Here is a 21,189-nt window from a genome sequence, read left to right on the forward strand (position 1 = left end):
AATGAGCAGCGGTAAACAACAAGACAACTCGTTGTTTACCGCACACGGTGTACGCAGAAAGTGCTGAAGAATGGATAACCAACTACCAAGGGCTAACCATCATTTCTCTTCAGCCCCGCCAAAGCCAGCGGGCCGGCTACCAGCAGGCCCGTGAGCAGCCCGCCAAGGTGAGCCGCATTGTCGATGTTGCCCGTGAGGCCCGACAGCAGGTTGCTGAGCACTAGGTAAACCACCAGCCCCAGCATAGCCCGTCGGTCCGACTTATTGAGCACTAGCTTTTTACTTACCAGCAAGGCCAGCAAAAAGCCGTACAGCCCGAAAATTGCCCCGCTGGCTCCTACCGAGTTCACTCCCTGAGAATGCCACCACAAACTGGCCAAACTGCCTCCTACCCCGCTGGCCAAGTACACCAGCGCCAGGCGCAGAGGGCCCACTCGGTCTTCTACCAAAAGACCCAGGAGCCAAAGCGAAAACATATTCATGAGCAAGTGGGTGAGCCCCGCATGCACAAACAAAGAACTTACCAGGCGCCACGGCTCGCCGTGCAGCGTGCGTCCCGACACATTGGAGCCCCACTCCACCAGTTCCCGGCTGGTAGGCTCGGAGGCGGAAACGCCGCTTAATACCATCAGGGCGAATATCAGCAGATTGAGGTCGAGCAGAATGGGCGTAGCCAGGAAGCGACGCGACGGAATGAACAAGCCCTTTACCAACTGCCCTAGGAGCTCGGGCCATGTTTCGTGGGAGGTATCCGGGGGCGGCAAGGATGGTTGGGCAGGGTCGGGCAGCAGACCGCGGCGCCTGAGCTCGGCTACCGCGGCCGCGCCCACGGCGGGCGGGAAGCGGGCAGCGTTCTGCGCCAGGTACAGCAGTTCGGCTTCGGGCTTTTGGGCAAAGAGCTGGGCTGCCAAGGCAGCGGTAGAGCCCGAATCAAGAGAGCCATTTTCAGGGGCGGGTGCTTCCATAAGCGCGTTGCGCGGCAAGGAATGCGCCACCCTTGCCAATCGGTCAGTTTGCCAGTCATGGGCTGACGGCACTCCAGGTAAACGCGGTGCTCGCGGGATTGTTAGTTCGTCACCGCGCTAATGAGTGGTGAAGGGACACTACCGCGGCGACTTCATCTTTAGCAGGGTGCGCTTATACGGCTGGCCCGTAACGGGCGAAACCGGCGTCAGACCGCCCACCAAATCCTGTACTTCATCGGTGCGGGTAGTCATTTCATCGTCTTTCAAAAACTGACGATTGGGCAGCAGCCCAGGCAGGATGTCGAGGATGTGCTGCTGACTGCCGGCGGCTTTCTCCATGCGGGAGTACCGCTCCCGCATCTGCGGACCAAAGCTGTAGGTATACACGGCGGACTGGTTCCAGGCATCCCATGTCTGGCGGACCACCAACGCTTGGTCGGCAAAATTGGGGGATGCCTTGCCTTCGTAAGCCTGGTTAGTGAGGTATTCGGTTTGGGTTTGGGCCGCCCAAAAAAGCTTGCTCAACAGCCGAAACTGGCGCAGGTGCTGCTGGTTGGCTTTTTCCGAAGCCGGCACTTTGCTCAATTGCTCGGTTACCATGCGGGCTACCACACCGTCATAGTTGGGAATGGCGCTGGTGGCCACTTCGGTGAGCTTAGGCGGGGGCAGCCGACGGCGGGCTTCCTCACGGGCCCGCAACACCGCTTGTTGGGCCTCGCTGCGCTGTTGCAGCCAATAGCTGCCGCCGCCCAGCGCCAGCAGGCCCATGGTCAGCGCTACCATTTTGCCCCAGGAACGAGATGGCACTACCTCTTCTTCAACCATCAAGGGCGCTGGGCTGGCTACCGGCGCAATGCCCCTGCGCAACAATTCGCGCCGGGCCGCATCGACCAGGCTTGGCTGGTACTGCTCGGGGTGTTGCAGGAAATACTGCAGCTCGGCGTCGGTTTTCTTTTGGTAGAAATCGGAAACAGTGTCAGACACGAGAGTATGTGGGGGCTGAAGAATGGATGCAGCAAGCAAGTTCGCGAATGCTGACCAATAAGCCTCTCCCAACCGTTGGGCCCTGCTGCCGTAAAGCTTAACAGGGGGCCGCAACCGTGCCCCGAAGCCCATTCCTTATTTCCATACCCTATGTCTCCCGAAGAAACTCCCACCGACCCCCGTCGCGACCAGGCCAGCACCGGCGGCGTAACCACTTCGCAAAACGCTGACACGGACCAAAACGCCAGCGGCAACCCCGAGGCCGGCACCGCAGCCGATGGCGCCATCCCCGAAAGCACCCAGGAAAACATGGGCGACGGCGCCGGCATCCGCGGCGAATACGGCAACGCCAGCCAAACCAATGGCATGGAAGGCGGCCCCGACTCGCCTGAAACCGACACCGAGCTGACAGGCTCCTGATTCAGCAAGCAAAAGCACTTTACTAGCTCGCACTACAGAAGTCAAACGTCATGCTGAGCTTGTCGAAGCATCTCTACCGCGCACCTAAAATTGATTAGTTGGGCGGTAGAGATGCTTCGACAAGCTCAGCATGACGTTCTGTTTTACCCAATGACATTCTGTTTTACCCAGCAGCATCACGCTCTAATGCTCCTAGCCAAAACAAGCCTATCTGCTTCGTAAAACGGGAAGTCTTGCGGCATTCACGCATGCAGTTGATGCGTTCTAGCTCCTCATTAGGTGCGGGGTGCCGTAATTTGCAGCAGTTTTCGTGTTGTTGATTTTCCTAGATGCTCCGTTTCCTCTCTGCTAGCCGCTGCCTGTTTGTTTTATTAACTTTTGCCCTGAGTGGCCTAGTGGCCTCGGCTCAGGCTCAGACTGCGGAGGAGGAAGATGCCCCGCTGCCCCCTAAGCGCGAGTTGCGCGGCATGTGGATTGCCACCGTGGAGAACATAGACTGGCCCGCCCAGCGCGGCCAAACGCCCGAGCAGTACCGCCGCGGCTACTTGCGCCTGCTCGATGCAGGGCAGCGCGCCGGCCTCAACGCCGTATTTGTGCAAATCCGGCCTGCTTCGGATGCCTTTTATAAGTCGGATATCGAGCCCTGGAGCAAGTGGCTGACTGGCATGCAGGGCAAAGCCCCTGCCAACGGCGATGACCCCCTACCCTTCCTCATCACGGAGGCGCACCGGCGCGGCATGGAGTTCCACGCCTGGTTTAATCCTTACCGGGCCACCATGGACTCGGTTACGAGCCGGCTGGCTGCCAACCACCCTTACCGCCAGCACCCGGAGTGGTTTCTGCGCTACGGCGGGCAGCTGCTGTACAACCCCGGCCTGCCGCAGGTTCGGTCGCACATTACCCGCGTGATTCTGGACGTGGTGCGGCGCTACGACATCGATGCGGTGCACTTCGACGATTATTTCTACCCTTACCCCGCGCCGGGCAAAGTATTTCATGACGAAAATGCTTTCCGCGACCACAACCCTGAGGGGTTCGACAAGCTGGCCGACTGGCGCCGCAACAACGTGAACGTGCTGATTCACGACCTGCACGACAGCATTCGGCTGGCCAAGCGCTGGGTTAAGTTCGGCATCTCGCCCTTCGGCGTTTGGATGAATAAATCGGCCCACCCGCTGGGCTCCGACACCCGAGCCGGGCAGCCTTCCTACGCCAACCTCTACGCCGACTCGCGGCTGTGGCTGGAAAAAGGCTGGATTGACTACATCGTGCCGCAGCTGTACTGGAGCACCAATTTTAAGCTCGTGCCCTACCCCATTCTGCTGGAATGGTGGACCCGCAACCACTTCGACCGCCACCTCTACATTGGCCACGGCACCTACCGGATGTTGGAAAGCACCCGCTCCGACACCACCTGGCGCAATCCGCGCGAGCTGCCCCGCCAAATCCGCCTGAACCGCTCTTACGAGGACGAAGTAACGGGCAGCGTATTCTTCTCGGCCAAATCGGTGCTGGCCAACCCGCTGCACACCACCGACACGCTTCGCCAGGACCTGTACCGTCACCTGGCCCTAGTGCCCACCATGCCGTGGATGGATGCCCTGCCGCCCCAGCCCGTGGTCAACCTCGTGCTGCGCCGCTTAGGCCAGAGCGTGACGCTGACCTGGCAGCCGGGCCCGGTAGCGGCCGATGGCGACGCCGTCACCTACTACGTGCTCTACCGTTTTGGGTCCAATGAGCGGGCGACGCCCAACGACCCGCGCCGCATCCTGGCGCTACCCCGGCCTGCGCCCGGCTTCCTGGCTACTTACCTTGATACCACGGCCGTACCCGGCCAGGCCTATGCCTACTACGTAACGGCCGTGGACCGCCTGCACAACGAGAGCCGGCCGGTGCGCGTCATCACCAATGGCCTGCAGTCGCCTGAATTGGTGCAGGGCCAACTGCCGGGGGCGGTGGCAGGTCAGCCTTCGCCGACTACGGCCCCAGCCGGCAGCAGCGCATCTCAGCCCAGCATCATCTTCCGCCCCGGCGCTGCGAACGAGGCGCCTGACGGCTCCAACCAGCTTCTGAAAGTCAAGACTAAAGAGAAGTCCAAGGATAAAACCAAACGCAAGAGCTTCTTTGGCCGGTTGTTCGGAAAATAAAATATTCGGCTGAAACTGCGCAAAGGGTACGCTTTCCGAGGGAAAGCGTACCCTTTCGTTTACTGCTTAATGCCTAACCGAAAAAAATTGAGAACGTCATGCTGAGCGCAGCCAAAGTATGACGGCCTATCTTTTTTGCGGGGTGGTCATTGTTTGAAAAGCTCTAAGTGGCACCTGGAATTAACTTGGTAGGCATCTTTTTGCTCAGAATTCGTACCTGTTTACGGGTTGAGGTTGGAGAAATAGGCGGGAATGGGAGTAACCATATTAAACACCAGCTTATTAAGCTATGCGTACAAAATTATCTGGCTGGCTCTTGGGAATTATGACGGCGCTATCCCTGCCGGGCCGCGCCCAGGTAGAGCTAGCTGTCCCTACTGCCACACCAAAGCCAGTGGCCGAACAGGCCCTGGCCGCTGTGACCAATCGGGCCTCGCCGCGGCAGCTATTTCCGGGCCTATTTGAAGCGGTGCAAACGGGCCGCGTCTTTGCTGACAACAAAACGTTTGTTGACGCCGCGCCCCGGCAGCGGCCAACCACTATTCTGGCAGCCTGGAACCGCGAAAAGAAGCTACCCGGCTTTCAGTTGAAAGCGTTTGTGGAGGCCCATTTTGACCTGCCTGCCGATGGAGGCGTTGTCTTTCAAAGCAATGTGCAGGCGGGCCTGCGCCGCCACCTCGACACCCTCTGGACGGTGCTGGCGCGCCCTGCTGCGCCAGCCGTTGACCCCAACGATTCGCTGGCGGAATACCGCTCGCTGCTGCCTTTGCCCAAGCCTTACATTGTGCCCGGCGGCCGCTTCCGCGAGGTATACTACTGGGATTCGTACTTCACCATGCTGGGCTTGGCCGAAGCTGGCCGAAACGAGCTGGTGCAGGACCTCACCGATAATTTTGCCTTTCTAATAAACCGCTACGGCTTCGTGCCAAACGGCAACCGAAGCTACTATCTCACCCGCTCGCAGCCGCCGTTTTTTGGCAGCATGGTGGCCCTGCTAGCCAAAGACCAGGGCAACGGGCTCCTGCTCCGCTACCGCGCCGCCCTGGAACGCGAATACCGCTACTGGATGCTGGGGGCTGATAAGCTAGCGCCCGGCACCGCGGCCCACCGCGTGGTGAAGCTACCCGACGGCACCGTGCTCAACCGATACTGGGACGAGAGTACGCAGCCGCGCGAAGAATCCTATGTGGAGGACGTGACGGCGGCCAAGGGCAGCAAGCAGCCGCCCGCGCAGTTCTACCGCAACATGCGGGCGGCCGCGGCGTCGGGCTGGGACTTCAGCAGCCGGTGGTTTGTGCCGGGCGGCGGCCTGGGCACAATCCAAACCACCGATTTGGTGCCTGTGGACCTCAACTGCCTGCTCTACCAACTAGAGCAAACCCTGGCCGAGGCCTGCCGCACAGCCGGGCAAACGGCACTAGCCCGCGACTACACCGCCAAGGCCACCCGACGCAAAACCGCGCTGCTGGCCCTGAGTTGGGACCCCAAAGTCGGCTGGTTTCAGGACTATAACTGGCGCACCCGCCAGCGCTCCAGCATCCGCACGCTGGCGGGGGTATTTCCGCTGGCCTTCGGCCTGGCCACGCCAGCGCAAGCCAAGCGCCTTGCTACCAATTTGCAATACAACTTTATGAAGCCCGGCGGGCTCGTCACCACCCTAAGCAAAACCGGCCAGCAATGGGATTCGCCCAACGGCTGGGCACCGTTGCAGTACCTGGCCATCGAGGGCCTGCGTCGCTACGAGCAGCGCCCATTGGCTGACACCATTGCCCGCCGCTGGGTCAATCTCAACCGTCGCGTATTCGCCCAAACCGGCAAACTGCTCGAGAAATACGACGTGGTAAACCCCAACCGGCCCGCTGGCGGCGGCGAGTATCCGCTGCAAGACGGCTTTGGGTGGACCAACGGGGTGCTGCTGAAGCTATTGGAATGGTATAAGCTAGAGTAAGGGGTGGCGAATGAAACTCGCTGCTTACTAAACAAAAAAGGGACGCTTTCCTCACCGGAAAGCGTCCCTTTTTATGGGAGGCTAAGGAACCAGGCCTACCCCGGCGCTGCTACAGGGCCTTAATATTTAAGGAAACGGTTACATCCGTAGTAGAGGTGCGGTTGATACCCGTCACCTGCACAATGGCGTACTGGTCGAGGCCGCGCAGTTTCGTGATGATGACGTCGCCCACCACAATATTGTCGAGGGTGGTTACCTGAGACGCTGCGGCGGTGGCATTGTAAGTCTGCCGGATGCTGGTGAGCGTGGCCGCGTTGTAGATGGCAGCGGTGGAGCGAACCAAGCGCGTGTTGGTGCTCAGGGTGCGAAACTGCACTTGGTTATTGGCCGTGCTGCTGATAACCAAGTCTTTGCTCGTGACAGGGCCAGCAGCCGCTACGGTTGCGAAGGTGGTAAGGTCGTAGGCAGCCAAGTCGCCACCAGCGGTGCCAGTGTAGGTGAGCGTAGCCGTGCGCACCGTGGCGCTGAAGGGCGTAGGAGCAACTGGTGTGATGGACGCGGCTGTAACCGAAGCCGTACGTGCCGGGGTGCGCACCTTGGCTTCGAAGCGCAAGACTACCGGCTGGCCGGCACTGCCTGCGGGCAGGGGCACGTCCACATTTTGGGTGAGCTGTGCCCCGCTAGCGGCTGGCTTGATGCGCACCACCCGACGCTCGGCGGCGGTGCCTACCTTGGCGTACACCACCAGGCTGTCAAGGTCTTTGTAAAGCGTGCCGGCGGGCACGGCGGTGGTTGCCGGCGGTACGGCCGCAGTGGTGATGCCCCCGGCGTTCAGGGTCACATTGTAGCGTACGACGTCGCCGGGAGCTGGCGAGCCACCCACGGGTACCGTCACGTTGGTGGGCCCCGAGTTGATGACGATGGTAGGAGTAGCTTCGGCTAGGCGGTAGTAAAAAGTTCGGATTTTGCTTTGGCCGTTGGTGCTTTCCACGCGGGCATCCACGCGCACCAGCGCCTTATTGGCGCCAGCGGGCACCGTGTAGCGGACCACAAGCGTGTCGGCTCTTTTTATGCGGGAATAAGCCCGAGCATAGGGAATGGTTTGCACAGCCACCGAATCGCGTGAAGGCTCTACTTTTTGCACAATTACAATCTGTTTAATAGGGTCGGTTTGCTGAGCAAACTGCAGCTCGAACGTTACGACTTCGCCGGTGGCGTACTTGGTAGCAGTGTTGAGCGCATTGCCGAGGAAGGTGGGAAACTGCGGTCCAACCTCCGTATGAAAATCATCAAGCTTGTCTTTCTTGCACCCCGTAGCCAGCACGGCCAGCAGCAGGAGCAAGCGGGGCCAAGGCCCGGTTTTTAGGAATCGATTCATATGGCTTGTTCAGTTAAGGTATAGGCCCGGGGGCCAGAAGGAAAGACCGGCCACCACGCCGGCAGGCCACTCAGGGCATGTCAAACCAAAGGGGGCGCGTGATGTAGTCGGGGTCATTGCCGCCGACGCGGGCCACTTCGTTCGGGTTCGCAGTTACTTCGGTAGCGCCCGGCAGCAGGCGGCGCGGGTAGCGGCGCTTGGGGTCGCTCTGGCCGGATAGGATGCTGTTGGCGCCCACCGGGTACAGGAAGTTGACGTAGATGTTCTCGTCGTAGTCGAGCCGGCGCAGGTCCGACCACGACTCCGGATTCAGGAACATGGCAATGTATTTCTGCTCCATGATGGGGCGCAGGCTGGTGAGGGCGGCCTCCGTCTGGGGCATGGCCGCGCTGGCCAGGTAGGCCGTAATCTGCGCCTCGGTGATGGCCGGGAACGTAACGTTGGGTGGGCCGAAGCTGCCTCCTACCCCAATTTTGCGCATGTGGGCCCGCACGCCTTCACGCAACGACTCCAAGGCCCGGACCCTGTCGCCGGCGCGGAAAGCGGCTTCAGCCTCAATGAATTTTACTTCGTGGTAGGTGATAACCTCGTAGTAGCCCAAGTCGCGGGCGTACCAGCTCGCATAGAAATCGGTGGTGGTGCTGCTGCCGGGAGCCACGTTGGTGCCGGCCGGAGTGGTGACCCCAGGCCGCCCGCCGGTGCTAGTGGTGGGTGCAATGATGCCGAAACGCGGGTCAACTACGCCGGGAAAAGTAGTGCCGTTCAGGTAATTGATGAGGTTAGTCGAGAACGTGGCACCGCCAAAGTTGGCCCGTGTGATGCCATAGATGTTGGTGGTGTTCACGAGCGGCGCCACGGGCGACTGGAACTGCAGCTGGGCGTCGTCGGCGCTCGACTTGAAGGCCTGCGCGCAAAGGGCCAGCACGGCGGCGGGGCTGTAGCTGGCTTTTTTGGTGAGGTGCTGGGCCTGGCGGGCCTTCAGAGCATAAGCCAAGCGCGTCCACTTGCCGGGGTCGCCTTTGTAGAGAATGTCGCCGCTTTCGCTGGGTGAGGTGCTGTAGAACGGGCGCTTCTGGCTGCTGGCAGGCTTGGCCATTTCCACTACGCCTTCGTCGCAGAGGCGGTTGATGTCGCCGTACAGCTTTTCCTGCGGGTCGTACTTGGGCGTGAAGTTGGCCCCGCCCTGGTAGGCCTCCGAGAAGGGCACGTCGCCCATCATGTCGGTGAGGTGGGCCAGAATCATGGCCTGCATGATTTTGCCGGCCCCCACAAAGTATGAGGAGCCTTCTTCTTCGGCGGCCTTTACCATGCCGGGGATGTTACCGCCCGACTGGAAGTAGGAGAAGTTGAAGGTATTGGTGCTTTGGGCGTTCGTGAAAAAGTACTGGTCGTTGGCGCTGGTGGGCGTCCGGTTCACGATGTACTGGGTGATGAAGTTCACGCGCAGCGCCGAGAACATCTGGGTTTGGATGCCGTTGGAAATGATGCCCGGCAAAATGAAGTTGGGCGTGGCAACGGTCGGGTTGTTGGGGTTGGTGTTCACGTCGAGAAACTTCTCGCATGCTGTGAGGGCGCTGCCACCAAGCAGCAGTCCCAGCCCAAGCAGGTATTTTTTGGCTATCATATCGTAGTTGTCAATTATTAGTTGAAGGTTGTCAGGATTAGGAGTTGAGGGGCGTAGCTGGGTAAAGTCATACCCGCGCCACAGACTGTCAACTGCTGACAACTAAAAATTTACCCGCAGGCCCATGTCAACTCCGCGCGTGGCCGGAACGTTGCCATAATCAAAGCCGCCCGAGCCACCGCCGCGCACACCGGCACCGGCCGCTGAAGTTTCGGGGTCGGCACCGGTGTAGTTGGTCAGCAGCACCAGGTTGCGGCCGGTTACGCTCAACTCCACGCTCTTGATGAACTTGGTGGCGCTCAGCCAAGAAGCCGGCAGGCCGTAGCTCAGGGTTACGTAGCGCAGGCGGGCCCACGAGCCGTCCTCGATGAAGGCCGTGCCAGCGGCGCCTAGAATGCTGGTGTAGTAAGCCTGGGTAAGCTCCACGGGCCGGGTGTTGGGCGTGAAGGTGCCGTCGGAGTTGCGCACCACGCCGTCGAATACTACTTGCTTGTAGCGGTCGGCGGTGCGGGGCGAGGTACCCACGGTGGTCTGGTACCAGTCGTTGCCGTTAATCACCACGCCGCCCACGCGGAAGTCGAGGAGCGAAGTCAGCGACAAACCTTTGTAGGTAAAAGTGTTAGTGAACTGGGTGGTGAAGCGCGGGGCGCGGTTGCCGGCGTAGGTAAAGGCCGGGTTTACCACCGGGTAACCCGTCGCGCCGTTGATAATAATCTTGCCGTGATTGGGGCTGTTGGGGTCGTTTACACGGCTGAAGTCCGAAGCGCCCACGCCCGAAATGGGACGGCCGGGGAAGGCGCCGCCCTGGTGCACGTTGGTGATAAAGGCGTCGGACTGAAACACCACCGTGAGGGGATTCGGCAGTTCTTCTACGCGGTTGGTGTTGTGGTAGAAGTTAGCAATAACGTCCCAAGTGAAGCCCGAGGGCGTTTTCACGGGCGTGCCAGTGAGGGCAATTTCTACGCCTTTGTTGGTCACGATTCCACCGTTGATGTACTGCAGGATGAAACCGGCGGCCTGGCTCACGCGGGGAGCAATAAGCTGGTCGCGGGTGCGAGAGTAGTAATAGTTTAAGTCCAGCCCGAGCCGATTTTTCAGGAACTGCAGCTTCACGCCTGTCTCATAGGTGCGGGTACGCTCCGGCTTCAGGTTCGGGTTCGAGCCAAAGAAGTCGTTGCGGAAGCCACCACCGATAAACTGGTTCTGCGTCAGGGCCGACAACACGCGGTAAGGGCCGGTGTCGCGGCCTACTTCGGCCACCGAGGCCCGCAACTGGCCGTAGTTGAGGATGTTGCTTTGCTCCAGGCCCAGCGTTTTGCTGAACTCATAGCCCAAACCGGCCGAGCCGTAGAGGAAGCCCTTGCCGTATATTTTGCCTTCGTCGGGACGGGGCAGCGTCGACGACCGGTCGTAGCGGCCCTGCAGCTCAAGAAACACCTGGTTGAAGAAGGTGGTACTCAGGCGGGCAAAGTTGCCGATGAGGTGGCGCGTCGCGTCGCGCTGCAAAGCATTGCGAAACACCGTGTTGTTGAGGCCGATGAAGTTCGGGTTCTGGAACACCAGGCCGATGTAGTCCACGGCCTGGCTCTTGTTCTCCTCAATGGTGTTGCCCAGTATGAGCGAGCCACTCAGGTTTTCGTTCATGGTGTGCGTGAGCGTGGCCAAGGTGGTGGCCGTAATCAAACGGGCCTGGTCCACGGTTTCGGCCAGGCCGCCGTTCTGGTTGCCCACCTGCGAGGTACCCACGGCCCGCACCGAAGTGGTACGCGTGGTGTAGAGGTCGGTACCGATGTTGTGGCTTAGCTGCAGCCATTTGGTGGCCTTGAAGCCCAACTGCACGTTGCCGATGAAGCGGTTGGTGCGGTCGGTTTGGGGGTTTTTCTCTACCGTCCAGTAGGGGTTGTCCGCATCGGCGTCGGTGCCGTTGCCTAGGGCCAGCAGGCGGCGGCGGCTGCCGTCGGGGTTAAGGTAGTTGCGGGCATCGTCGTCGCGCGGCCAGTTCAGCAAGCTCAGCATGAAGCCGCCCGACGAGCCAAACAGGCCCGGACCTTGAATGGGCCGCAGCCCGCCCGAAGTTAGGTACTGGCTCGAGCCGCTCACGCTCAGCTTGGGCGAAATCTCGGCCGTGCCCGACAGCCGCACCGTGCTTTTGTCGTATGCGCTGTTGGGCGTCACGCCGGTTTGCTGTAGGTTGGAAGCCGACACAAAGAAGTTGGCCTTCTCCGACCCGCCCGACATGTTCAGGAAGTTCTGGAAGGCATGGCCCTTCTGGTAAAAGTTTCGCAGGTTGTCGTACACCTCCTGGCCCGGCGCAAAGCGCGGCCCGTAGGAAATGCGGGTGGTGGCGTCAAAAATGCCGTTGGAGCCGCGGCCGTACTCGCTCTGCATTTTGGGCAAGCGGTTCACCTCATCCACCGAGTATTGGGTACGGTAGTTGAGCGTGGTGCGGCCGGCCACCCCTTTCTTGGTGGTAATCACTACGGCACCATTGGCAGCGCGCAGGCCATAGAGGGCTGCCGCAGCGGGGCCTTTCAGCACCGTGATGCTGGCAATATCTTCGGGGTTGAGGTCGCCGGCGCGGTTGGAAGCACCCACCGAGCGGCCCAACAGGCCGTTGAAGGCCGAGCCGCCGCCGGGCGCCGTGCTCTCCTGAAATGAACTGTTGTCCATTATCATACCATCGATGACGAACAAGGGCTGGTTGTCGCCGTCGAGCGAGGTGCCGCCGCGAATGATGATGGACGCGCCTTCGCCCGGCGAGCCGCCCGAGGAGGTGATGCTGACACCGGCCACCTTGCCCTGCAGCGCGTTCACCACGTTGGTCTGGCGCGAGTCGATGATGTCCTTGGCCTTTACTTCCTGCACGGCCGTCACCAGTTCGCGCTTGTCCTGGGCAATGTTGTAGGCTGTCACCACCACCTCTTCCAAGCCGGTGGTGCTTTCTTTTAGGGACACATTAACGGCGTCATCAGTGCCAACAGTGCGCTCCTGGGGCGCGTAGCCGATGAAGCTGAACACGAGCACGGCGCCCGGCGCGGCCTGCACAGTGTAGCGGCCGTCGCTGCCGGTGGTGCTGCCCGTGGTCGTGCCTTTCACCAGCACGGTTACGCCGGGCAGGGGGCTTTGGTCGGTACCAGATGTTACGATGCCCGTTACTGTTCGGGCCGTTTGGGCCCAGCCGGGGGACGCCAGCAGCACCCCAAGCAGTAGGAAGAGTAGCCAGTAATTTTTTGTCATTGGGAAGAAGTATTAGGTGGGAAAAGCGAAAAAACAGGGCCAATTAAAAAAGCCGGAACCTCAACCGGGCGCACCGTCGGGTTCCGGCCACTTGGGTCGGGAGGAAGCCTTACATTGCTACAACAGAAGGCGCTGAAAGTCATATAAAGTGGCAGAGTTCGAGTAGAGAAGTTACTGCTGAGTCAAATGTGCATAAGATTCTCTGAAATACCGCACCCTTATTGTTATTGAACGTAGTAGCTTTTTAATATTAAAATCGTGCGTTTACGGCGTTTTGGGGCTTCATTTCCGCTTTCCCACCGCTTAGGTTTTGATTCCCGCGAGGGTTTCACCAACTTTCCACCTACCTCCACCACCGGTTCAGCCCACCTTTTCCTATGGCCACTCCCCTCGCTACGTTGCCCGCCACGGCCGGCGCCCGCCTGCCCGTCAGCATCTACGCCGACTCGGAAGAAGCTTCTGCTTCAGTAGCGGCCCAAATCGCCGACCTCATCCGGGCGCGGGCGGCAGAAGGCCGGCCCTGTGTGCTGGGCTTGGCCACGGGTTCGTCGCCCACCCGTGTGTACGAGGAGCTGGTGCGCCTGCACCGCGAAGATGGCCTGAGCTTTCAGAACGTGGTCAGCTTCAACCTCGACGAGTACTACCCCATGGCGCCCGGTTCGCTGCAGAGCTACGTACGCTTCATGCGAGAATACCTGTTCGACCACATTGACATTCGGCCCGAAAACGTGCACATCCCCGATGGTACTGTGCCCAAGGAGCAGATAAACGAGTATTGCCGCCGCTACGAGGAGCAGATTCAAGAGGCCGGCGGCATCGACTTGCAGCTGCTGGGCATTGGACGCACCGGCCACATTGGCTTCAACGAGCCCGGCTCGGGTCCAGCCTCGCGCACCCGCCTCATCACCCTCGACCACGTGACGCGCACCGACGCGGCCTCTGACTTCTACGGCGAAGAAAACGTGCCGCGCCGGGCTCTCACCATGGGCGTGGGCACCATTCTGGAAGCCCGCAAAATCGTGCTTCTCGCCTGGGGCGAAGGCAAAGCCGCCGTGGTGAAACGCATGATAGAGGGTGAAGTAACCGACAACGTGCCAGCCACCTACCTGCAAAGCCACCCCGACGTGCAAGTGGTGCTGGACGAAGCCGCTGGCGCCGACCTCACGCCCCGCAAAACCCCGTGGCTCCAAGGGCTCCCCTGCGACTGGCAGGATGCGGCCCTGCTGCGCAAATCCGTGACCTGGCTGGCCCGTACCGTGAGCAAGCCCATCCTCAAGCTCACCGAGGAAGACTACAACGAAAACGGCCTCTCGGAGCTGCTGGCCGAATCAGGACCGGCCTACGACATCAATATCCGGGTGTTCAATGAGCTGCAGCACACCATCACGGGCTGGCCCGGCGGCAAGCCCAATGCCGACGACACCTACCGGCCCGAGCGCGCAGCGCCCTTCCCCAAGCGCGTGCTCATCTTCAGTCCTCACCCCGACGACGACGTGATTTCGATGGGCGGCACCCTGCTGCGGCTCGTCGACCAGGGCCACGAGGTGCACGTGGCTTACCAGACCTCCGGCAACATTGCGGTTTTTGACGATGAAGCCATCCGCTTCGCTGAGTTCGTGGCCGATTACGACCACGCCTTTCGCCTCACCTCCGGTGAGCCGGCCGATAATATCTACCACCGCGTAGCCGACTTCCTCAAGAACAAGCAGCGCGGCCAAGTCGACTCCGACGAAGTGCAGCAGATAAAGGGCCTCATCCGACGCGGGGAAGCCAAAAGCGCCTGCCGCCTGGCTGGCCTGCCCGAAGGCAACGCCCACTTCCAGGACCTCCCCTTCTACGAAACCGGCCGGGTACGCAAAAAACCGCTGGGCGACGAGGACATCCGCCTCACCATGGAGCTACTGAACCGCATTCAGCCCCACCAGATTTATGCGGCCGGCGACCTGAGCGACCCGCACGGCACGCACCGCGTGTGTTTATCGGCCATTTTCCAGTCTATTCAGCAGTTGAAAGCCTCCGGCACGCCCTGGCTCGACGACTGCTGGGTGTGGCTTTACCGCGGCGCCTGGCAGGAATGGGACATCGACCAGATTGAAATGGCTGTCCCGCTCTCGCCCCAGGAGCTTACGCGCAAGCGCCGCGCCATTTTCAAGCACCAGTCGCAGAAAGACCGGCCCCTGTTTCCCGGCGCCGACCAGCGCGAGTTCTGGCAGCGCAGCGAGGCGCGCAACCGCACCACCGCGAAGCTGTACGATGAATTGGGGCTGCCGGAGTATGAAGGTATTGAGGCCTTTGTGCGCTGGGGATTTTAAGGGATGAGGTCGAACGACCAACTCCCCTCCTTTCTTTCAAGGAGGGGATGTTCGAGCCCCAGGCTTGGACGGGGGTGGTGAAGTCGTTGAACTACACCCGAACAATAAATACCCGAATCGTTCGCCCATCGCGCAACGACTCAACCACCCCAATTTTGCCTGCGGCAAAAGGTCCCTTCCTTATTAAGGAGGGGAGTCTGTCGTTCAACATTTCCCATTGCCCATGAATGCCCACCTCGACCGCCTGCACCAAATCGCCAGCCAACCCAGTCGGCGCATCATCGGCCTGATGTCAGGCACCTCGCTCGATGGGCTTGATGTGGCGCTGTGTCGGCTCACGGGCCACGGGCCCGGCACGCAGTTGGAGTTGGAGCAGTTCCGGACCGTGTCGTATAGCGACGACACACGGGCCCGCATCCGCACAGTGTTTGCAAAAGAGCAGGTGAGCCTGGAGTACCTCACGCTGCTCAACCCCTGGCTGGGGCGCTTACACGCTGCCGCCATTCTGGATTGCTTGCGGGCGTGGCAGATAGCTCCCGCGGAAATCGACCTAGTGGCCAGCCACGGCCAGACCATCTACCACGCCCCGCAGCACCAGCACCAACACCCCGACTTTACTATCCACGCCACCCTGCAGCTCGGCGACGGCGACCACATAGCCGTGGGCACGGGCATCATTACCCTCAGCGACTTCCGCCAAAAGCACATAGCCGCGGGTGGCGAAGGCGCCCCCTTGGCTGCCTACGGTGACTTCCTGCTCCTCAGCAGCCCCGACGAAGAACGGCTGCTGCTCAACCTAGGCGGTATTGCCAACTTCACCTACCTACCGCGCGCCGACGGCAATGCCCACACGGCGTTCAGCACCGACACCGGCCCGGGCAACACCCTGCTCGATGCCACCGTGCGCGCCTTCCGCCCCGGCCTGCAGTACGATGAGGACGGCCGGCTGGCCGCCGCCGGCCGGGTGCATCAGGGCCTACTTTCGGCGCTGCTGGCCCATCCGTTCTTCGCGGCTCCGCTGCCTAAAACCACTGGGCCCGAGCTATTCAGCACCGATTATCTGACGGAAGCGCAGCAGCGCAGCGGCACCATTACCTTGCCTCTGGAAGATACCCTGGCCACCTTGGCCGAGTTCAGTGCCATGGGCGTGGCGCGGGCCGTAGAGGCTGCTTTTGCCGAGCGACTCGCCCCCACGGTCATCTACACCAGCGGTGGCGGGGCCCACAACCCCGTGCTGATGGCGGCCCTGAAACGCCATTTGTCCTTGGCCGACTTTGCGCCCACCGATACGCTGGGGGTGCCCGGCGATGCCAAGGAAGCCATCCTGTTTGCAGTGCTGGCCAACGAGGCGGTGGCGGGCCAGCCCGTGGCCATTGGGGCGGGGCGGCAGCGGGTGCCGGCGGTGGGCATGGGTAAAATTTCCTTTCCTGGATAACTGATAAACCAACGGCACCGAAAAGCCCCGTTGGCCCCAAACTAGTTGGGCCCAGCGGGGCTTGGCTGAATATAAGCTACTGGGTTAGGCCTAAATGATAGGGTCGGCGGGTGTAGACGAATTGTTCTCCCGCTCTACCCTGGGATAGGGAAAGAAGTTACGGTTGCGCTCGGCGCCCGCCGTGCCCGGGCCCGGCCGGTTGAACCGGCGGCTGTCGCTGAGACGGAAGCCCTGAAAAGCCAGCTCGATGAGGCGGTTCCGGTAAATTTCCAGCAGTACGGCATTGGCCGTTACCGGTCCGGAGTAAGCCGGCAACGACGCGCCAATGCCAAAAACATCGGTGGCTGGGGTTTTGGTGAGCACCCGGTTCAACTCGGTGATGGCGCTGTTCAGCTCGCCTTTTCGAGCGTACGCTTCGGCCCGAATCAGCAGCATTTCGCCCGGCAGATACACGGGAATGGGCGCGTTGTTGGCAGTGTAGAAGCCCGTGCCCAGGTTTTGGGTAGCGGCGGGGTTGCTGCGGATGTAGAACGGCAGACGTCTATCGGCGGGGTTGGGCGCCAGGTCGCCGGTTAGGCCAAGGTTGGCGTTGGTGGGCTCAAACACGTTTTTGTTGCCGAAAGAAGTTTCAAACAAGGGGTTGCGGGTGTTGTCGTCGAAGTTGAACACCGACCGCTTGGTGAGGTCGACCCGACCGGCGGCGGCAATGGCTTTGTCGTAGTCACCGGCTTCCAGGCTGTAGCGGGCTATCAGCGCCTGTGTGGTATTAACCAGGTCGATGCCCGGCACGATTTTGCTGTTGAAATCGGCCGAAACTGGCGCTGCAGCTAGCTGGGCGGCAGCGGCTTCCAGCTGCGCCACGGCGTCGCGCAGCAACACCAGGCGGTCAACAAACGGGGCATTCTCCTGCACGGCCAGGGGTGCCTGCTCGAAGAATTCGGCCAAAGTACCCAGAGACAAGGCCCGGAAAATAGAAGCGTACGCCACAATGCCGCTACGGGTGCCCGGCTCGGGGGCGTTGCCGGCATTCTTCAGTATCAGGTCGGCGTTGGATTTCACGAGCTGCGACTGCGTCCAGAGGTTGCGCACCACGCCGTTGCTGTTATTAACGTTGCCAGCGCCCACGCTCACGTTAAATTCCTCAATGTTGCCAACGTTGAGTACCGCCAGTTCGCGGGAGCTCAGCCCACCCAAGGCGACGCGGTTGTAGAGCACGCTCACAAACGCGCCCGTGGTGTAGCGCGACTGCAGCCCGTTGGCGAGCGTAATCAGGCCATCGGAGCTTTGCACCACTTGCTCCTGGGTAGTGGTGCTGGGGTTCACGTAGTCCTTATTGCAGGCACCCAGGGCCAGCAGGGAAGTAACTAAAATTAGCTTTTTCATGATGATAAAGTCTGGGGGTGGAGTTGGCCGGGGCGGCGTGGCCAAACGGTGGTTTGGCGCGGGCCGCGGGCCTGAACACTTAACAACTAAAAAGTGGCCGCCAGTTTGACCTGGTAAGTGCGCGGAATGGGCACGTTGCCAAAGTCGATGGCGCGTAGCAGGTCGCTGGTGCCACCAGCACTGGTTTCGGGGTCGAAGCCGTTGTAGTTGTCCCAGGAGTAGAGGTTGCGGCCAATGAGCGACAGGTTGAGCGCACTCACAAACTTGAAAAAGGTAGGCAGGGAGTAATTCAGGGCCACTTCGCGCAGCTTCACAAAAGAGCCGTCGTCAATCCGGAATTCCTGGGTGTTGTAGATGGCGAAGATGTAGCCGCGGGGCAGGGTGCCGCGCAGCTCTTGCTCGGCCATGTCGCCCAGGCCCACGCCCTGCCGCGTCCGCTTGTCGGCATTGAACACGTCGACGCCCTGCACGGCATCCAGCAGCACGTGCAGGCCCAGCTTTTTATAAGTCAGGTTGGTGTTGAAGGAACCAGTCCAATCTGGGTTGGGGTCGCCGATGACGACGTTGGCAATGGTGGAACCGGGGGCGTAGCTGGGCTGGCCTTCGCTGCTGCGGGCGGGCGTGAACTGCGTTACGCCTACGGCCTGACCGGTGGTGCGCTCGTCCTGCGGGAAGCCTTGGGGCGTCAGCAGCAGCGAGCCATCGGGGTTGCGGGCGTAGGCCGAGCCGTAGAACACGCCGGCGGCCTGGCCTTGCAGCAGGTACACGGGCGCACCGGCCACGTTGTCGACGGAGATGGCCTGGGTGAGGCCGTTCGAGCCGGGCAGGCTCAGCACCTTATTGCGGTTGCGGTTGTAAATAAAAGAAACGTCCCAGGTGAAGTTCTTGGTTTTCACCGGCACGGCGCTCAGGATGGCTTCGAAACCGCGGTTTTCCATCGTGCCCACGTTGTTCACAATGCTGGCGCCTCCGCTGGACGGGGCCAGATTGCGACGCACCACCAAATCTCTGATTTGCTGATGGTAGGCTGTTAGGCCCAGGCTCAGGCGGTCGCCCAGAAAACCCATGTCGGCGCCGCCTTCTATTTCGGCCATGCGCTCGGGCTTCACGGCAGGGTTGGCTAGCTGGGTACCGGGCGTGATGGTGTTGCGGCCCAAAAAGCCTACTGGGTTGAACTGATAAAACCGCTCGTAGGAGCCAATGCCGGTGAGGTTGCCCGCTTCGCCGTAGCTGGCGCGCAGCTTCAGGCTGTTGAAGGCAGTAGCAAACGGGCTGCTTTGCCAGACGGCCAAATCCGACACCACCAGCGAGCCGCTGATTTTGGGGTACACTTGGTTGGTTTCGGTGGGCGAAAACTTGGAAGACCGGTCGCGGCGCACGGCGCCGGTCAAAAAGGCCAAGTTGCGGAAGCCGATGGTGGCCTGGCCATAATAGCCACTCAGGTCGAAGCGGTCGAGGTTGTAGGCCGACGTCACGGTGGTGTTCGATGCTCCGGAAATGGTTTCGATGAACGGTGCCAAGTTCTGGCCCTGCGAGGCGGAGTAGTCCTGCTGGCTGTACTGATAATTGTAGCCGGCCAGCAGATTTACCTTGAAGGCCTCGTTAACCTGATACTCGTAGCCCAGGTTCAGGTCGGAGTTGAGCTGCAGCACGACGTTGTTGCCATTGGCAGCGTAGCCAAGCGGGTAGCGGGCGGCAGGCAGGCCCGCTGCCGCCTGGTAGGGATACGGCCGGATATAGCTCCGCCCAGTCTGCGAGAAAGCATCAACGCCCAACACGTAATCTACTGACACGCCTTTCACTGGCGACAGATTCACCTGAAAGTCGCTCACCGTCCGGTTCACGCCTTGCGTGAACTGCATGTCCTCAATGGTCGAGAGCGGGTTGACGCGGGTGGGCTCTACGGCCAGCAGGTTGCCGCTGGCATCGCGCCGCCTGATGTCGTAGATGTTGTTGGTGATGTTGACCGAGTTGATGGGGCTGTAGAATACGTTGCCGTTGGCTTTCTCATTCGAGAAGCTGTTGATGTAGCTCAGGCCGGCCGAAACTTTGGCCCAGTTGGTGAGGCGCTGGTCTACGCGGGCCCGCAGGTTGTAGCGCGTGAAGTCCGTGCCCTTGATAATGCCCTGGTTTTTCAGGTGGTTGAGCGACACGTAGTACTGCGTCCGCTCGCTGCCGCCAGAGATGGCGGCGGCGTTGTCGGTGCCGTAGGCCGTTCTGAAAATTTCGTCGAAATAGTTGTAGCGCTGAACATCGACTAAGTTGGTAGCCAGTTGCGTGGTGGCCCCGGCCCGGGTAATGCCCACGGTGGTGGTGCCGGGGTTGGCCGTCACCTGGGCCGGCGAAACACCACCGATGGTGTAAAGCCGCAGGCCCGGAAAGCCAAACTGCTTGCCATAGGTATTCACCGGCACGGATTTGCGCAGCTCGTTGATGTTGAAGCTGGTAGAGAACGAAACCCGGGGCGCCCCGGCCTGCCCGCGCTTGGTGGTAATGAGCACCACGCCGTTGGCCGCCCGCGACCCGTATTGCGCCGCCGCCGCGGCTCCGTTGATGATGTTGATGCTGGCAATGTCGTTGGGGTTAAGGTCGGCCAGACGGTTTTGACCGGGGTTGGCGCCGCCCACGTCATTGGCCACGGCCAGCTGCGACACGTTAGTGCTGGCGTTGCTTACGATAACGCCATCGATGACGTAGAGTGGGTCGGAGGAACCGGCCAGGGAGTGAACACCGCGCAATCGCACCGAAATGGAGCCCGAGGGGTCACCGGAGTTCTGAGTAATCTGGGCACCGGGCACCTTACCCTGCAGCGAATTGATGAGCGCACCCGAGCCACTCTGCACCAGGTCTTCGCCCTTAATGGTGCTAATAGCATTACCCAGCTCGCGTTTGGGTGCGCTGATGGTTGAGCCCACCACCACCACTTCGTCTAGTGCCTGGCGAGCGGCGGCCAACGACACATTCGTGGTAATGGTAGCGTCGGCCCCCAAGTTCACGGTGCGAGACTCGGCCTTGAAGCCCACCGACGTGAACGTGAGCGTATGCGTCCCGGGCGACAAGGTCACCTCCAGTGAGTAGTCGCCATCGGCCCCGGTGGTGGTTCCCAAGCTGGTACCTCCTACTAGCACGGTGGTGCCGGGCAATGTCTGCCCAGCAGCATCCGTGACGCGGCCCGTTAAAGTATAACGCCGGCCTGCGCTGCTAGTGGGCTGTGCCCCAGCCTGAAATGCCAGCACGAGCAGAAACAGCAAGCTGGCCCAATGAAGGGGCAGCCTGCCAGAAAGGTAAGTTTTCATCAAAAGAAGAGGATTAAAGCGGTGAGAAAACAGTCAAAATGTACCACAATTAATTGGCAA

12 protein-coding genes are annotated in these 21,189 nt (G+C 60.8%); 5 read left to right on the forward strand and 7 right to left on the reverse strand.

The window, feature by feature from the left end:
* Positions 1-92: 92 nt before the first annotated feature.
* Both ACP7AJ_RS19485 and ACP7AJ_RS19490 read right to left on the reverse strand, forming a co-directional pair.
* Positions 93-965 carry a rhomboid family intramembrane serine protease gene (locus ACP7AJ_RS19485; RefSeq protein WP_426061874.1) on the reverse strand — a complete coding sequence of 291 codons (873 nt, stop codon included), beginning with the start codon at positions 963-965 and terminating at the stop codon, positions 93-95.
* 138 nt (positions 966-1,103) lie between these two features.
* Positions 1,104-1,949, reverse strand: a complete 846-nt coding sequence (locus tag ACP7AJ_RS19490; protein ID WP_426061875.1) for a hypothetical protein — start codon at positions 1,947-1,949, stop codon at positions 1,104-1,106.
* Between the two features lie 150 nt (positions 1,950-2,099).
* On the opposite strand from ACP7AJ_RS19490, the gene ACP7AJ_RS19495 reads away from it, so the two are divergent.
* From ACP7AJ_RS19495 to treF, 3 genes are all read left to right on the forward strand, one after another.
* Positions 2,100-2,369, forward strand: a complete 270-nt coding sequence (locus tag ACP7AJ_RS19495) for a hypothetical protein (RefSeq protein WP_426061876.1) — start codon at positions 2,100-2,102, stop codon at positions 2,367-2,369.
* A gap of 329 nt (positions 2,370-2,698) precedes the next feature.
* Positions 2,699-4,516: a family 10 glycosylhydrolase gene (locus ACP7AJ_RS19500; protein WP_426061877.1), complete on the forward strand. Its 1,818-nt coding sequence runs from the start codon at positions 2,699-2,701 to the stop codon at positions 4,514-4,516.
* Positions 4,517-4,841: 325 nt separating this feature from the next.
* Positions 4,842-6,464 (forward strand): alpha,alpha-trehalase TreF, encoded by a 1,623-nt coding sequence (gene treF, locus ACP7AJ_RS19505; RefSeq protein ID WP_426061878.1) that lies wholly within the window; start codon positions 4,842-4,844, stop codon positions 6,462-6,464.
* Positions 6,465-6,573: 109 nt separating this feature from the next.
* On the opposite strand, the gene ACP7AJ_RS19510 is transcribed toward treF, so the two are convergent.
* The 3 genes from ACP7AJ_RS19510 to ACP7AJ_RS19520 all read right to left on the reverse strand — a co-directional run bounded on the left by ACP7AJ_RS19510 (position 6,574) and on the right by ACP7AJ_RS19520 (position 12,703).
* Positions 6,574-7,842 (reverse strand): hypothetical protein, encoded by a 1,269-nt coding sequence (locus ACP7AJ_RS19510; RefSeq protein ID WP_426061879.1) that lies wholly within the window; start codon positions 7,840-7,842, stop codon positions 6,574-6,576.
* A 70-nt stretch (positions 7,843-7,912) separates the two neighbouring features.
* Entirely contained in the window at positions 7,913-9,466 is a 1,554-nt protein-coding gene (locus ACP7AJ_RS19515) for a SusD/RagB family nutrient-binding outer membrane lipoprotein (protein ID WP_426061880.1), read from the reverse strand.
* Between the two features lie 102 nt (positions 9,467-9,568).
* Positions 9,569-12,703: a SusC/RagA family TonB-linked outer membrane protein gene (locus tag ACP7AJ_RS19520; RefSeq protein ID WP_426061881.1), complete on the reverse strand. Its 3,135-nt coding sequence runs from the start codon at positions 12,701-12,703 to the stop codon at positions 9,569-9,571.
* A gap of 377 nt (positions 12,704-13,080) precedes the next feature.
* Between ACP7AJ_RS19520 and nagB the strand changes: the two genes are divergently transcribed.
* Together nagB and ACP7AJ_RS19530 are read left to right on the forward strand one after the other, a co-directional pair.
* Positions 13,081-15,015 (forward strand): glucosamine-6-phosphate deaminase, encoded by a 1,935-nt coding sequence (gene nagB, locus ACP7AJ_RS19525; RefSeq protein WP_426061882.1) that lies wholly within the window; start codon positions 13,081-13,083, stop codon positions 15,013-15,015.
* Between the two features lie 223 nt (positions 15,016-15,238).
* On the forward strand, positions 15,239-16,450 hold the full coding sequence (locus tag ACP7AJ_RS19530; RefSeq protein ID WP_426061883.1) for an anhydro-N-acetylmuramic acid kinase: 1,212 nt from the start codon (positions 15,239-15,241) through the stop codon (positions 16,448-16,450).
* Positions 16,451-16,540: 90 nt separating this feature from the next.
* On the opposite strand, the gene ACP7AJ_RS19535 is transcribed toward ACP7AJ_RS19530, so the two are convergent.
* Positions 16,541-17,833, reverse strand: a complete 1,293-nt coding sequence (locus ACP7AJ_RS19535) for a RagB/SusD family nutrient uptake outer membrane protein (RefSeq protein ID WP_426061884.1) — start codon at positions 17,831-17,833, stop codon at positions 16,541-16,543.
* A gap of 86 nt (positions 17,834-17,919) precedes the next feature.
* Complete coding sequence (locus ACP7AJ_RS19540; protein WP_426061885.1) at positions 17,920-21,129, reverse strand: SusC/RagA family TonB-linked outer membrane protein; 3,210 nt, start codon at positions 21,127-21,129, stop codon at positions 17,920-17,922.
* Positions 21,130-21,189: the final 60 nt, after the last annotated feature.

It is taken from the genome of Hymenobacter sp. B1770 (assembly GCF_049896385.1).
Lineage (GTDB): Bacteria > Bacteroidota > Bacteroidia > Cytophagales > Hymenobacteraceae > Hymenobacter.

Excerpts from the sequence above, each read along its gene's own strand:
- ACP7AJ_RS19485 (WP_426061874.1), bottom strand. The coding sequence starts at position 965 with ATGGAAGCACCCGCCCCTGAAAATGGCTCTCTTGATTCGGGCTCTACC.
- ACP7AJ_RS19495 (WP_426061876.1), top strand. The coding sequence starts at position 2,100 with ATGTCTCCCGAAGAAACTCCCACCGACCCCCGTCGCGACCAGGCCAGC.
- ACP7AJ_RS19500 (WP_426061877.1), top strand. The coding sequence starts at position 2,699 with ATGCTCCGTTTCCTCTCTGCTAGCCGCTGCCTGTTTGTTTTATTAACT.
- treF (WP_426061878.1), top strand. The coding sequence starts at position 4,842 with ATGACGGCGCTATCCCTGCCGGGCCGCGCCCAGGTAGAGCTAGCTGTC.
- ACP7AJ_RS19510 (WP_426061879.1), bottom strand. The coding sequence starts at position 7,842 with ATGAATCGATTCCTAAAAACCGGGCCTTGGCCCCGCTTGCTCCTGCTG.
- ACP7AJ_RS19515 (WP_426061880.1), bottom strand. The coding sequence starts at position 9,466 with ATGATAGCCAAAAAATACCTGCTTGGGCTGGGACTGCTGCTTGGTGGC.
- ACP7AJ_RS19520 (WP_426061881.1), bottom strand. The coding sequence starts at position 12,703 with ATGACAAAAAATTACTGGCTACTCTTCCTACTGCTTGGGGTGCTGCTG.
- nagB (WP_426061882.1), top strand. The coding sequence starts at position 13,081 with ATGGCCACTCCCCTCGCTACGTTGCCCGCCACGGCCGGCGCCCGCCTG.
- ACP7AJ_RS19530 (WP_426061883.1), top strand. The coding sequence starts at position 15,239 with ATGAATGCCCACCTCGACCGCCTGCACCAAATCGCCAGCCAACCCAGT.
- ACP7AJ_RS19535 (WP_426061884.1), bottom strand. The coding sequence starts at position 17,833 with ATGAAAAAGCTAATTTTAGTTACTTCCCTGCTGGCCCTGGGTGCCTGC.
- ACP7AJ_RS19540 (WP_426061885.1), bottom strand. The coding sequence starts at position 21,129 with ATGAAAACTTACCTTTCTGGCAGGCTGCCCCTTCATTGGGCCAGCTTG.